Genomic DNA, 13,504 nt, shown 5'->3' with positions numbered 1-13,504 from the left:
ATATTCAAAAATCGCTGTTTCATGCCAAACCTTACACTGTGATCATCTACAGTTGCTTGACCATAAGCACATGCGGAATGCCATCCTCCATGAAAACCGGCGAACTCGTTACATACCCCAGCCGCTGATAAAAGCCCTCGGCCTGCTTCTGGCCATGCAGCTTGGCTTGCCGGTGCCCCCGTTCAACCGCCATTTTTTCCAGCGTATCGATTATAACGGACCCCAGTCCGCTTTTGCGGTAAGGAGCGCTCAGGCAAATCCGTTCAAGCTTAGCCCACCCTTCCACACTCCTTAGTCTGGCCGTTCCCACAGGAAGCTCTCCCTGATAGAGCAATATATGCTCCGCGTGTTTTTCATGATCATCAAATTCATCTGCCAGCGCCACGCCCTGCTCCTCCACAAACACTTCCTGCCTGATTCTGAAAGCCTCCTGCAATTGTTCTTCGGTGGTCACCCGCTCTACCCGCATGTTCGATCCCGCTCCTTCATTATATCTGCTTAATGCCTGCCCAGAAGATCTCCCAGATATCCTTCAGGCGCCGCCCGAATTCCTCCTGATTATAAAAAAACATCTGCATGGCAATGCCAAATCCAACCTTACAGGCTGAATGCATTCCGCCGACCGGTAGCCATTTAATCTATATAAATATATAATTAAATATTGTAAATTAGTGACTTTAGTACTAAAATAAAGGTTGCAAAAGTTTATATATTTGAATTTTTAACTATGATTCCTTTGTCGATTTCTGTCGGGTTAAACCCCTGATTTCGGCTAATCATTGATCCATTTCATAACGGCAAACTATCTGAAAGGATAGGACGCAAAGCAATGGGCCTAAAGATGTGAACCTCACCATCCATGGCTGCCAGGCTGCCAAGAAGACGCTGAACTGTGCGGGTATCCGTTCAGGGTACCGTATCTGCCTGCCCGGGATACTCTTATGTCCAAATGCCCATTGATTATATAAAAAGGAGCCAAACGCAATGCCACAGCGCATCACCGAGAAAAACGGCATTATTATTGTCCAGAACAACCAGTTCTACATTACCTCCCCGCTGCCCGGCGGCAAGCCGGCAACCCTCTCCGCTATCCCGCCTGTTGTGCTGGAGCTTAATCATCAGCCGGTAGCTGGTCCCGTACCCGTTGTATCCTCCGACCGGGTTACCTGGTCCATACAAGAACCGCCTCCCTATGAGATCACCGTCTCCGACGATAAACTCCAAGCCTTCCTTATCCTAAACCGTGTGGAACAGTATAAATGGAATCTGGTGAACAGCCCGGCGTCGAGCCATCTCGCGGTAAGGGCTGAAATGGACTCTTCCGCTCTGCTGTCCACCCTCGGGATTGAACAGATTATTGCCGATTTGGAGAAAAAATCGATTTCGCAAAACCTGAATATCCCCGCAATCTATGCGGAATTGAATCATCCGACCCATCTGCCGGTTTGTGTGGCGGAAGGCAGGCCGCCTGCTCCAGGCGAAGATGCCAAGCTTGTTTTGTTTTTTCCCGGGCTTGCCGGAAACCCTTTCAATCCCTTAGATGAGGCTGCGGATTCCCCCGATCAACTCCGGATTCCCTGTGCCCGGAAAGGCGATGTCATTGCCCGCAAGCACCTCCCCCGCGACGGTGTACCCGGGTACGATGTATACGGCAGTATTCTGCCCGCCGCACCTCCCCGGGATATCATAGTTGTCGCCAAAGAGGGCACTCTGCTGCTGCCAAGCCATGAAATTACAGCCCTTACAGAAGGCCGGCCCCGTGTGACCGGCACAAATGTCAAAACTTTCGATATCACAACCGCATATACCGTTCCAGGCTGTGTGAACCGCCATACAGGCAATATCGTCTTCTCCGGCGATGTAATTGTACACCAGGACGTGGAAGACAACTCGATCATCGAGTCTTTAGGGAATGTGTATGTAAGCGGCAATGTCCATAATTCTACCATTACGGCAACAGGCAGTATTTATATACTGGGCAAAGTAGGCAACAGCCAGTTGTATTCAGGCTCCTTCGGCGTAACCTACAACCGTCTCTATCACCTCTCCGAGAAGCTGATCGAAGAAGTCAACCTCTTGCGGGAAGCCTCCAGACTGCTGACCTACGAATTACAGTCCCGACAGCAGACGGTAAAGTTCGGGCAAGTCATTCTGCTGCTCATGGAGACTAAATATAAGAAGATTCCCGTCCTGACCCGTGATCTGGAGTCCATAGTTGCCGGCATTAAATATACCTCTCATCCGGACAACAGCCAGCTGCAGCGGATTCTGGACATTTTCTTACGGCCAGCCCAGTTCATCGATGCCTTTAATGATGCCTTGCTGGTGTCGTTATTGAAATTGCTGAAGGATCTCTATACCGGGGTAGCCCGCATGGAGGAATCCAATGTCTGCGTTGACATCCCCGAATGCCATAACACCATCATCAAATCAAGCGGCGATATTTGCATTCGCAAGGACGGGACCCTGCAAAGCGATCTGCTCTCCCTGGCAGACATCACTTTCTTGCTGCCGGAGGCAGTCTGCCGGGAATCACAGCTGGAGGCCGGCGGAACCCTCACTGCACCAATAGTAAGCGGCGAATCAGGCGCCCATTCATTGCTAAAAGCCGGCCGCAAAATCAGTGTCCGCAAAATGGACGCAGGCAGAGTAACCGTCGGCAGCCATTCCCAAGAGATTACCGGGCCCGCCGAGGACATGATCTTCACCCCGCAGAATCTCAGCGGAGGGGCGGAGTGAGCGGAGGGAGAACGGGTACGAGGAAGTCTCTGCAGCCTAATAAAACCAAGACTCAAACAGACGGTTCACCGGCTGATAAATGATCATTACCAGATACAGCGGGCTGGGGACTTTGATCTTGTTGAGCGAACAGTAGACCGCGGCAATGCCCAGGACCCAGAACAGGAGCCAGACCAGGCGGTCGCGGCGTCTGCTTTTTTGCTTCAGCAAAGGCAAATCGATGGCTGTGCAGACTGCCGCAAGCGCCAGAAAAAATAGTAACATCATTATCTCACTCCTTGATATCGCCAATAAAAGATTTGTCCGTAACGCCGATCCGGGTAATCGACACGCTGGCACTGTAATGAACGGGCAGCGACTTCAGGTAATCTTCTCCCTTCCGCTGCTGCAGTCTGGCCCAGGCCTGCGGTTTGGCACGGTAGATCATCTGTCCAAAGCCCATGATATCCTCATTGTAATTCTCATTAATCTGCTCAACAGCAGATTTCATCAGATAGATAATCCGCTCTTCCGTTTTCTTCTCCAGCTCTGTGATGACCTTCTCCGATTCCATATTATCCTTGCTCTCCACCTCTTCCACATTGCACTCCGCCCGTACATGTATATAAATATGCGGCTCTCCGTCAATTACCTTCACTTTACGTTTAGTGGATGTATGGAGCGCTTCAATAACGATGGGCATGCCATCGTCTCCTGGTACAGGGCCAGAACTATGAACGATTCTATTGGAGATATAATTGTAGCCGACCACCTGATGATTGCTTAACCACCCGACCATCTTGTCCCTCTTAAATACAGCTACACTGCGGTAACGCAATGTGGCTTTTGGGGTACTCTCATCGAGATTGCTCTTCTTGTCACCCTCTTTGGCATTGCCGGTTATCTCAACTCCAGTCAATACCGGATTTATCCCCTCATAGATCAGATTTTCAATAAATTCGTTCAGAGGGACAGCAACTGTCCTGGCGGATGACTTATAGGATTTGTCCATGGCATAAAACAATTTATTCGCCGGCAATTTGTCCATCGGAGTAAGGATCTTTAGGACCTCTTCAGCGGTGGTATCTCTCGCGACCATGACATAGAAATCATTTCGCGGCTCCCGGCTACGCTTGAACACATCAAGAGCTTCGGCGATTCCGGCACGGGCGAGCTCCTCTCCGATTACCAGTACGCGGATATGCCCTTTGTAGAGACTTCTCGAACTGAGAAGACTGTACTGGCGGTCAGCATCATAAATTGTCGGCACTGTGAAGCTGGATACAACCACTGGCACTCCGCCCCCTCCCGTTCCTCCAACCGTCTGCGAGGAAATCGCGGAAGGGATAACCACCTGCATGGTGACCCTGTAGCCGGATTCCGCCTTATCCAGCCCCATTCCCAGCACAAAGCCCATTTCATTTAACTCCCTTCTTTCCCAGCAGCCGCTGAGCAGTAAAGGTGCGAGAAGGGCAAGCAGCAGCACGCAAAGAGTTCTACTTTTTTTAGCCTCATAAATTATCCTCACTTGGTTGTGTCTTGACGGTTAGCGTTTTGAATTTTACTGTTTGCCGGCCTGGACTTTAAGTGCGGCCAGCGGAAGCGGAAGATGGAATCCTTCAGATCCTTGGATTCGTATGGGCCGATTGGACTCATATACGGCATCCCGAAAGAACGCAGGCTTGCCAGATGCATCACGATAATAAAGACACCGAACAAAATGCCATACAACCCGATAAAGCCGGCCAGGAGGATTAATGCAAAACGAAGGATTCTTGCGGCAATGGCCATTCCCGTTTCAGGAATGACAAAGCTTGAAATGGCCGTAATGGAGACGATGATAACCATCGCCGATGAAATAAATCCCGCTGAAACCGCCGCCTGCCCAATCACCAGAGTACCGACGATGGAGATGGCCTGCCCTATATTCTTCGGTATTCTCACGCCCGCTTCCCGCAAAATCTCATACGTCAATTCAATCAGTATTACTTCCACGAACGCCGGAAAGGGGACGCTCTCCCTCTGTGCGGCAAGGCTAATGACGAGCGTAGTAGGGATCATCTCCTGATGATAAGTAGTGACCGCTACATAAAAAGAGGGGGCAAGCAAGGTAATGAAAAAGGATAAAAAACGGATGAAACGCAGAAAGGTAGCAATATCCGCCCGCTGATAGTAATCTTCTGCAGATTGAAAAAAGGAAACAAAAAAGTGGGCACCAGCAGGACAAACGGTGTACCATCGACAATTATCGCCACTTTGCCCTCAAGGATTCCTGCTGCGATAGTGTCCGGCCGGTCGCTGTTATACACAGTTGGAAAAGGCGTGGCCGACGTATCCTGAATAAACTCCTCGATATATCCGCTCTCCAGAATGCTGTCTGTATCAATTTTGTCCAGCCGGCGTTTGACCTCCTGCACAAGATCAGGGTTGGCAATGTGGGTGAGATACATAATAGATACACTGGTCTGTGTCACTCTGCCGATCTGCAAAGTCTCCAGCCATAGCTGGGGGTCTTTGATTTTTCTCCGGATCAGCGCCGTGTTCGTCCGTAAATTCTCTGTGAATCCCTCCATCGGGCCCCGTACAACCGTCTGTGAGATGGGTTCACTGACATTGCGGTCCTCCCACCCGGGCAGCCCGATCCGCAGAGCACTTGGGGTTCCATCCACCAGCACCATCACATTGCCGGACAACAGCTGGTGGACAAATGGCTCCAGGTCATGGGTGACGGATATATCTCCTGCCATCAGGATGCGTTTGTGCAGAAGCTCAAGCTTCTGCCCGGCATCCAGATCTTTCAGCCGGTCCGGAGGACAGCCTTCCTGAAGCGAAAATAGTATGGAATTATGCAGCACTTGCGTATCCACAAGGCCGTCTATATAAATCACGGCGATTTGCGTACAAGGATCCGGCTGCAGCTCTTTGATCACCAGATCGGTGCTTTTCCCGAAAAGCTGAACCAGCTGCTGCTGATTATCCTTAAGACAGGATGACAATGTGCCAAAGTTCATATCCTTCAAGTCGCCTCCTTCACTTTCCATAGACATGGTGTAAATAGTATGATGCAGAATTTGATAATTATCCCTGCCGCCCCCTATTTGGAGCTATGGTGCATAATTGTGGAAGAAATTTGCATGCTAAGGAAAGGATAAAAAGTGGCTGAAGGACAGCTTGCAGCCGATACGGAGGAAACTCATGAGTCTTGAAAAGGACCGGATCAGTTCGGCTCAAATGATCATACTAGGACTTTTGACGCTTATTGGGGATATGGCGCTTGTATATCCTTCAGTAATGGCAGCCGGCGCCCACCAGGATGCGTGGATTGCCGGGCTCATTTGTATTCCGCTGGGGCTGGCAACCGTTAAATTAATGCTGTCGGCCGCAAATATCAATCCAAATCAGACAATTATCGAGCTTTCAACCCAAATTTTGGGAAAATGGGTAGGTGGAGCTGTATCGGTGAGTTATTTATTTTTTTTCCTGATGGCTGCCTCCACTTATGTCAGGGAAATTGAAGACTTCATGTGCACACAAATTTACGAGGCGACACCCGGCGGGGTGATCCGCTTCATGGCCATTGTTCTGCTGGTGTACGGCTTGCGGCTGGGTTTGGAGAATCTGGGCCGGTCGGCACAGATTTTCTTTCCTTTTTTTGCCCTGTTTCTGCTCTGCCTGATCCTGCTGTTTCCCAATATCAAAATGGACCGGATCTATCCTATTCTGAATACTCCTTTTCCTGATATGCTGCATACCATTATGTACGGTGTATATTATCCGTACGGGGAAATGTGCGTGCTCTTCATGGTTTATCCCTTTGCCCAAAAACACAGCAAAACTAGCCGCGATATATTCATCTCCCTTTTCATCGGAGCTATCGGCCTTAACCTGATTGTGTTTCTTTCTCTGACGATACTCGGGCCCTATTTTTCCGAGCATGAATTCTATCCGGCCTATATTCTTGCCCAACGAATCAACATCGGCAATTTTCTGCAGCGGATTGAAGCACTGTTGGCCACCACCTGGATTATCAGCACTTACTTCAAAACAGCGCTTTACATCTACGCCTTTGTCTTAGGAACAGCCCAGTTGCTGAAACTGAAAACCTACAAGCACCTGATCTTTCCGGTGGGATTTTTGATTTACGGCATGACGAATCTGCTGGCCAAAGATATTATTTTCTACGTTAAGGAAATCCCCGTTTATTGGGTGGATTGGGACTTCACCTATGCATTTGTCTTCCCGTTGCTCCTGCTCATTGTTAATTATTTCAGGAAACGCTCCGCCCAAGCCAGGGAACAGAGGTAAACTAGAGAATTTTTGTAATAATTAGAGATAGATTTGCTGTGCCCGTTGAGCTGTCTGTGCATCCGCATCTATAATAGTTTTTGATAGCGTATTCACAACACTCAGAAAGCGGGGATGAGCGAATTGGAAGATCATAAGCGGACCCTTGCCGCCCGCAGGACGGAAGGTCCAAAAGCACCCAGGGACCCGGTGGAGAAAAGAAGCGGTTTTTTTGTGCTGTCCGAAACAGCTATTGAAGCGACCGCCCGGCCTGAAGGCAGACCTTCACAGGAAATTTATCTCGAAGGCAGCCGTCTGACCGATAAGGCCAGATTTACAGGCGGGGTTACGGACGAGCAGATGCTGGCTCTTCTCTCAAGCTGGACTGGATTCCGCCAATTGGTCCACAGTATCGGAATCTCCGTGAAGACGGACAGAGATCAGGCGGAGGTCTATTTTCTGCTGCAGAACTGGGGCAAAACCAGCAAGTATGAATCGGGCACCCGGCTGCTTATTCCATGCCCCGGCGACGGAACGGAACTTCTGCTTAGGCTGGAGGATATCGCATGGACCGGGGATGATGCTGCTCCAGGTAAATTTGCCTTTGAATTCAATCACGCAGGTGAGCTGGCAACGGCAAGCATTATCTTCTATCTTCATGACGGCTACACGGTACCTGAGCTTAAGGCTGAGCCTCCGGTTGCATTTGGTTCGAAGGAATACCGGGACATGATCGGAAAGTCCTTGGTCCATTCAGGGAATAATAGAAGATTGAAAGCCGCTATGGAAAAAGCAGAAAAAGGCGAGGATGTGACAATCGCTTACATTGGCGGCTCCATTACTCAGGGTGCGGGAGCGAAGCCGATACATACCGGATGTTATGCCTATCAATCGTATGTAAGATTCAAGGAAATGTTCGGCCCGGACGGCGGAGAGAACATTCACTATGTAAAAGCCGGTGTAGGGGGCACACCCTCGGAACTTGGAGTAATCCGTTATGACAGGGACATTCTTAGGGACGGCGCCGCAACACCGGACATCGTGGTGGTGGAATTTGCAGTAAATGACGCGGGCGATGAAACAAAAGGCAACTGCTATGAAAGCCTGATCCTGAAGATTCTTGCTGCCGAGAACCGGCCTGCTGTTATTCTGCTGTTCAGCGTGTTTGTGAATGACTGGAACCTGCAGGAACGGCTCTCCCCTGTGGGCCTGCACTATAATCTTCCCATGGTGAGCGTAAAAGACGCGGTGACCGGACAGTTCCGCCTGAGCAAGGCAGAGGGGAACGTTATCTCAAAACGGCAATTTTTCTACGATATCTATCATCCTACTAATGAGGGCCACCGGGTAATGGCGGACTGCCTTGCCTTCCTGTTTTCCGAAACCTATAAATCGCTTGCCGACAGAGAGGATATCACACTGGATAAGCCCCCGGTTCTGGGAAAAGATTTTGCCGGCACCCGTTTGCTGGACCGCAAAAATCACACCGGCGCCGTTATTGAAGCAGGGGGTTTTACGGACACGGATACAGATTTGCAGATGGTAGAAATGGACCTCAACCCCTTCGGGACTCCGGAATTTCCATATAACTGGATGCATACGGCAGCAGCCGGGCAGGACAGCTTCAAGCTGACGGTAACCAGCAAAAACCTTATCCTCGTGTACAAGGATTCGGGCAGCTCCGTGTTCGGACAAGCGGATATCTATGTGGACGGCCAGCTGAAGCTCACCGCCAATCCGCATGACAACGACTGGACACACTGCAATCCGGTAATTCTCTACCAGAATGAGCATAGCCAGGAGCATGTGATCGAAATCAGAATGGCGCCGGAAGATCAGGACAAATGCTTCACGATTCTCGGCTTCGGCTATAATGATTGAGAGTATAATGATATATCTAAGAATGGGCTGTCCTGCAGATATAATCACGAAACCTGCAGGTATGAATACCGTAATATAGGGTAATTAAAGAATAAGACCGCACTAAGTGCGGCTTATACAACCCTAGAGGAGGAAACATGATGCTTAAAAAACTTCTTGGCAAAGTGATGCACTCCATGGAGCACTCCCAACATGGAGGGCGGCACAGATCATCAAGCAGTCATAAAGGGAGGCCTGTATACGGCAGGCATTCAAGCAGCAGCCGCGGATACAAGAGCTACTCGTCTTCGGACTCACACCGCAGAGGAAACGGACATAAATATTATAAGAATCGCTATGGCAGCTCAAGCTGATCCTTGCTTGACCATCCCTGCACGAATCACAAGGCGCCTTTCAGCTTTTGGCTGAAGGCGCCTTTGTGTTAGGATCTCAACGCAGGCTCTCATGCAAAACCTCCGCCTCGCGGACAAACGAAGCTGTATCAGAATAGGATTCCCCGTCTCCAAGTAGCCGGGAAAGAAGATGCAGCATCCCGGGCGACAAATCCAGTTCCTCGCGCCAGTTCCGTTCCGCTTCTCCCGGTTCAGGCTGGTAACCGGAATACAGCATGAACAGCATGAATTGTCCGATGTCATACAAGTCCGAGGCGATAACCGGCGGCATCTGTTTCGGGAGCTCCCCGTCGCCGGCTTCCGTTCATCAAACACGGTTTCGTTCTCGCCGATCCGCCTTGCCAGCCCAAAATCAATTAAGTACATTTCTTCCCCTTTAAGAATCACATTAGGGATGCGCAGATCCAGGTGAACATATCCACGGGCATGGACATGGGCTACCAGCTCCATCAGTTTCAGTGTCGTGGCCAGACACTTCCGCTCCCCGTAGACGATGTGCTCATCAAAGATCAAATCTTCCAGCGTTTTTCCCTCGATATAATCGGTTACCAGCCAGTTGGAGCCTTTGTACTCAAAATAATCACGGCACTTGGGAATGTTGGGATGATCCATGGACCTCAAGACATCACCTTCCTTGATTAGCAAAACCCGGCCTACCGCTTTCTTGCTCGGCCTGGACTGTTTGACGGCCACAAAAGCCCCATCCTTAGTGTCCCAGCACCGGTAGGTCAACCCGTAGCTCCCTTGCCCCAACAATGCTTCTATCTTATATCGTTCGCCGATCCCCGTCCCCTCCGGGAGCGGATAATCCCGCCAGGCCCGGACAAAGCCCCGCCACCACTCAAATGCCATTACTCTCCCCCTTTCAGCAGCCCGTTCTTCAACCCTCCGCAGCCTCATATACCACGGAATGCGGCGTAAGGTTAGCTTCACGGAATCATCAATATCGCGCAAAATATTATGAGCAACACGCATCAAAGATGTAAGTGTAGGCTATCACAACAATAGCTCCATGGCTGCGCGTTCTTTATCCGCAATCTCGAGCAACAGCTTGGACGCATGCACGAGCTCTTGGTGCTCACCTGTTCTTCCTGCACGGTCGATTGAAGCAGAGACGCTAACCCACATTGGAGCGATCTCTGTAAACATACAGTGGGCTTGTTCGATCCTCGGGTCCTCCAGCCGATCAGCACACTCTCTCAAATAATCCCTATACAGATTCCGGAATAAAGCGCCGCCGGTTCCCGCCCGCTCCATTAGCGTCGCGGTAAGACATAAATCATGTTCGAAATTGTTGCTGCGGGAAGGCCACTTCAGGATTTCATTGCTCATTTTAACAATGCCTTTATTGCCAATATTCCCAATGGGCGGGTTCAGATAGTCATGCGCATTCATGGTCAAGGATTCGCGTATAGCAGGAACAAGCGGAAGCAATGCGTCGTTTGGCTCGATCGTAAAGGAACGATTCCGGGAGCTCATGGGTCCCTTTGCATTTCTGGCAGCGGCCAAGCTTGTCAAACGCGTCTTCACAAGTCCACCCTGTTGTCTGGTGTCCGCCATGTAGGCGTATTCGTCATCTATACCGTAAAGTACCGCATAGTGACCGGCGAAGTGCACTTTGTTCTTAAAATAATCCAAGTAATAGGCATCTAATTTAAGCCCAACCGGAATGCCGTGTTCGATGCTGCTTCGGACGTTCTGCCACGCCTTATTGACGGACGCGGTTTCTTGATAACTGACGTTCAAGCCGAGCCGTTCGGCGAGATAAGCGGTCAGTTTATCCGGTTTTACCCTTCCTCCGATAAAGGGGAAGTCCATTCCCTTTGAATCCCAGTATATGAATCCAAGCCCTTGCCCGAGTCCGAACAACATCGGCTCAGACAAGCGGACTCCCGCATATTGCATTAAATTGCCCACGGCGGTTGTTTCGCAATGTTCGCCTTGATAAGGGATGAAACCTTCAATAAATTTGACCATGTCTACGCCTCCTCCAATAATTCATGTATTAAACGGCTAACGAACGCTTGCTCGCTCTCGATTAAGCCTAATGGATGCAAGAACAACGCCCTTACATTCAGAGGCAAGCTAACTCCGCCTTGTGATTCGTACTTCTGTCTTATGTTTATCGAGGCTTGTCCAAGAAAATCCAGCCGTTTCCGTAAAGCAATGACGGCCTCTTCCTTCCCGATATGGGGCAAAGCGGCCAAACCGAGATCGAAGCGGTTGTCACGTTCCCGTGTAGACGACAGACTATCAAGAATTTCATTTCTCAGCTTACGTATACCCGCTTCGGTGAGGGCAAACCGGGTCGGCGTTGGCCCCTTGCCGGATTTCTCGTCGGATGTCTCAGGTGAGATCCAACCTTTATCGCTAAGTTTCTTCAATCCCACATATATCGAAGTTGTACCGATATTTGCCCATTCTTTATAACCCCGCTGCTCGACTAACTTCATAATATCGTATCCTGAGGCTTGACGATGTTCCGCGATCATTTGCAGGAGCATGAATTCGACATTCGACAATGTATGCATAGAGAGACTCCTTATCTTAAGTATTTCACATATGGAATATAACATAGGTGTAATAAAAGCTCAATAACGTAGCCCTGGCCTTTTCTTCGGCAGCGATGTCCTCGTAGAGGTCTGCCAGCGGATCACCCTTGGCCTGGATATACATTGCAGTCCATGGCACACCAGCCGAATTCTGATAGAATAGCTCACTTGTAACATTGGCACCGATCGCAGGGCGCATGGGGAGATGGCTGCGTGTCGTCACGTGACCAAGCGGCTAAATTCATTGCGCTGCCTCGTCAGAATGGCATGTCATAGGTGCACCCTCCTGGAAGGATTCAACTTGCAGGGGGGATCTGGGTGTGTTATTATCAATGACATATCATCAATGACATGTCATTGAATTATTGTTAGGAGGTCTTACTCTGAATCCTATTGAAGAATTACGTTATTTGATACTAGCCGCCCAACGGGAAGGGAGCCGTACTTTTACGGAGCTTCTAAAGCCGTTGGGGCTGACGACCTCACAGAGTGAGGTGCTGCGGGTTCTCTACGACCATGAACCTTTATCACTTATTGAGGTGGGGCAGCTGTTGGTCTGTGAAACCGGAAGCCCCAGCCGGTTGGTGAGCCGAATGGTGGAAGCGGGACTTATAGAACAGAAGCAGTCTCCCGTGGATTCCAGAAAAGTCCAGCTTTCCTTAACGGAAAAGGGAAGAGACAGCGCAATAAAAATAAGGGACATCGAAAACCGCTTCTATGGCACTCTGACGCCTATACTTGAGGGCCAGCCTGTTAAGGAGCTGATGGAACTTCTGTGGATTCAGGTAAAAGGGAAACCCACAGGCAATGCATTGGCACTTCGGAAAGCTAAACAGGGGGCGAAGCAGCAATGCATGAGACCATAACCCGCATGCTTAACAAATGGGGAACCTTAAAGACGGTATTGCCATTGCTGGTCCTGACCATAACCTTGATGGTCGTGATCAATACCGCTCATTTGCCGATTACGGTACCCCGAATCCAAGAGGTATCCCAAGGTGCAGATATACTCGACATGCATATTTTCTATTCCAAGACGGAAGTGTACTCGCTGCTTGAACAGCTGCAGCCTGAGGGACGCCGCATTTACATCAAGCTGTTAATGGGATTCGATTTTGCCTTTCCCGCCTTGTATGCCGTTACCTTCTCTCTTATAGTTAGCACGCTATATCGAAGCTCTAGGCGGTGGATAATCCGGACACTGGTTTGGCTGCCTCTTATGGCTGGTGTCTTCGATTGGTCTGAAAATGTGAGCATCATTATGATCCTTCTAAAGTATCCTGTCACTAGCGTCGCTGCTTATGCGGCGGGATTTTTAACTTTGGGGAAATGGATCTCAATATGGCTTAGCTTGGGTGTCGTATTTGCGGGATTATGCTTTAAGCTAACAAAGGTCGGAATTCTCAAAAACGATATTAGGAATAACACTACAGCTAAAAAGTAGTTTCCAGGCTATGAACTGTTAAAGGCTTACTGTTCAGTGGATAATTGTTATAAGATAAACTTGCTGTTACAGACAGCGCGCAGAACCATATCACAATTAAGAGCATGTTTTTGCTTTTTGAAGCCGACAGAGGCAGAAACTGGCCCTGAAGCGCGGGGAACTGTATGAATCATAAGATGTGACTGGAGTTCGTTGTTGATTTATGAGGCGGGCCTTCTCGCATAGTTCTCTAT

General features: G+C 49.6%; 11 protein-coding genes, 2 pseudogenes and 1 riboswitch. Of the genes and pseudogenes, 5 read left to right on the top strand and 8 right to left on the bottom strand.

From position 1 onward, the window contains the following. Nucleotides 1–46 precede the first annotated feature (46 nt). Entirely contained in the window at nt 47–469 is a 423-nt protein-coding gene (locus JI735_RS20190) for a GNAT family N-acetyltransferase (protein WP_039835978.1), read from the bottom strand. A 317-nt stretch (nt 470–786) separates the two neighbouring features. Further along, a riboswitch (cyclic di-GMP riboswitch) is annotated at nt 787–879 on the top strand. A gap of 105 nt (nt 880–984) precedes the next feature. Here JI735_RS20190 and JI735_RS20185 point away from each other — a divergent pair. Continuing rightward, nucleotides 985–2,739 (top strand): FapA family protein, encoded by a 1,755-nt coding sequence (locus JI735_RS20185; protein ID WP_039835977.1) that lies wholly within the window; start codon nt 985–987, stop codon nt 2,737–2,739. A gap of 36 nt (nt 2,740–2,775) precedes the next feature. Here the strand turns inward: JI735_RS20185 and JI735_RS20180 are convergent, their stop codons facing one another. The 3 genes and pseudogenes from JI735_RS20180 to JI735_RS20170 all read right to left on the bottom strand — a co-directional run bounded on the left by JI735_RS20180 (nt 2,776) and on the right by JI735_RS20170 (nt 5,759). Further along, on the bottom strand, nt 2,776–3,006 hold the full coding sequence (locus tag JI735_RS20180; RefSeq protein WP_039835976.1) for a hypothetical protein: 231 nt from the start codon (nt 3,004–3,006) through the stop codon (nt 2,776–2,778). 4 nt (nt 3,007–3,010) lie between these two features. After that, the gene (locus JI735_RS20175; protein ID WP_233475980.1) at nt 3,011–4,204 is read right to left on the bottom strand and encodes a Ger(x)C family spore germination protein; all 1,194 of its coding nucleotides are present in this window, start codon (nt 4,202–4,204) and stop codon (nt 3,011–3,013) included. Between the two features lie 38 nt (nt 4,205–4,242). After that, nucleotides 4,243–5,759 (bottom strand): annotated as a pseudogene (locus JI735_RS20170) (spore germination protein). 154 nt (nt 5,760–5,913) lie between these two features. Here JI735_RS20170 and JI735_RS20165 point away from each other — a divergent pair. Continuing rightward, a complete protein-coding gene (locus tag JI735_RS20165) occupies nt 5,914–7,023 on the top strand; it encodes a GerAB/ArcD/ProY family transporter (protein WP_039835973.1) in 1,110 nt (369 codons plus the stop codon). A 114-nt stretch (nt 7,024–7,137) separates the two neighbouring features. Continuing rightward, on the top strand, nt 7,138–8,883 hold the full coding sequence (locus JI735_RS20160; protein ID WP_051051869.1) for an SGNH/GDSL hydrolase family protein: 1,746 nt from the start codon (nt 7,138–7,140) through the stop codon (nt 8,881–8,883). Nucleotides 8,884–9,227: 344 nt separating this feature from the next. Here JI735_RS20160 and JI735_RS20155 read toward each other — a convergent pair whose 3' ends face one another. The 4 genes and pseudogenes from JI735_RS20155 to JI735_RS20140 all read right to left on the bottom strand — a co-directional run. Beyond that, nucleotides 9,228–10,127, bottom strand: coding sequence for a serine/threonine protein kinase (locus JI735_RS20155; protein ID WP_202676359.1), 900 nt, complete (start codon nt 10,125–10,127; stop codon nt 9,228–9,230). A gap of 144 nt (nt 10,128–10,271) precedes the next feature. Next, on the bottom strand, nt 10,272–11,252 hold the full coding sequence (locus JI735_RS20150; protein ID WP_039835970.1) for a BtrH N-terminal domain-containing protein: 981 nt from the start codon (nt 11,250–11,252) through the stop codon (nt 10,272–10,274). Between the two features lie 2 nt (nt 11,253–11,254). Further along, complete coding sequence (locus tag JI735_RS20145) at nt 11,255–11,806, bottom strand: PadR family transcriptional regulator (protein WP_039835969.1); 552 nt, start codon at nt 11,804–11,806, stop codon at nt 11,255–11,257. A gap of 67 nt (nt 11,807–11,873) precedes the next feature. Further along, nucleotides 11,874–11,996 (bottom strand): annotated as a pseudogene (locus JI735_RS20140) (manganese catalase family protein); the annotation flags it as partial. 241 nt (nt 11,997–12,237) lie between these two features. On the opposite strand from JI735_RS20140, the gene JI735_RS20135 reads away from it, so the two are divergent. Then, nucleotides 12,238–12,693 (top strand): MarR family winged helix-turn-helix transcriptional regulator, encoded by a 456-nt coding sequence (locus tag JI735_RS20135; RefSeq protein ID WP_202676358.1) that lies wholly within the window; start codon nt 12,238–12,240, stop codon nt 12,691–12,693. Next, the gene (locus JI735_RS20130; RefSeq protein ID WP_039835967.1) at nt 12,678–13,271 is read left to right on the top strand and encodes a hypothetical protein; all 594 of its coding nucleotides are present in this window, start codon (nt 12,678–12,680) and stop codon (nt 13,269–13,271) included. Before JI735_RS20135 ends, JI735_RS20130 begins: the two co-directional genes overlap by 16 nt. The last annotated feature ends 233 nt before the right edge of the window (nt 13,272–13,504 follow it).

The sequence above is a fragment of the Paenibacillus sonchi genome (assembly GCF_016772475.1).
Classification (GTDB): domain Bacteria; phylum Bacillota; class Bacilli; order Paenibacillales; family Paenibacillaceae; genus Paenibacillus_AQ; species Paenibacillus_AQ sonchi.
The sequence above is the reverse complement of the archived record's forward strand: the minus strand, read 5'-3'. Positions and strand labels throughout refer to the sequence as shown.

Excerpts from the sequence above, each read along its gene's own strand:
- JI735_RS20155 (WP_202676359.1), bottom strand. The coding sequence starts at position 10,127 with ATGGCATTTGAGTGGTGGCGGGGCTTTGTCCGGGCCTGGCGGGATTAT.
- JI735_RS20160 (WP_051051869.1), top strand. The coding sequence starts at position 7,138 with ATGAGCGAATTGGAAGATCATAAGCGGACCCTTGCCGCCCGCAGGACG.
- JI735_RS20185 (WP_039835977.1), top strand. The coding sequence starts at position 985 with ATGCCACAGCGCATCACCGAGAAAAACGGCATTATTATTGTCCAGAAC.
- JI735_RS20145 (WP_039835969.1), bottom strand. The coding sequence starts at position 11,806 with ATGCATACATTGTCGAATGTCGAATTCATGCTCCTGCAAATGATCGCG.
- JI735_RS20180 (WP_039835976.1), bottom strand. The coding sequence starts at position 3,006 with ATGATGTTACTATTTTTTCTGGCGCTTGCGGCAGTCTGCACAGCCATC.
- JI735_RS20165 (WP_039835973.1), top strand. The coding sequence starts at position 5,914 with ATGAGTCTTGAAAAGGACCGGATCAGTTCGGCTCAAATGATCATACTA.
- JI735_RS20150 (WP_039835970.1), bottom strand. The coding sequence starts at position 11,252 with ATGGTCAAATTTATTGAAGGTTTCATCCCTTATCAAGGCGAACATTGC.
- JI735_RS20190 (WP_039835978.1), bottom strand. The coding sequence starts at position 469 with ATGCGGGTAGAGCGGGTGACCACCGAAGAACAATTGCAGGAGGCTTTC.
- JI735_RS20130 (WP_039835967.1), top strand. The coding sequence starts at position 12,678 with ATGCATGAGACCATAACCCGCATGCTTAACAAATGGGGAACCTTAAAG.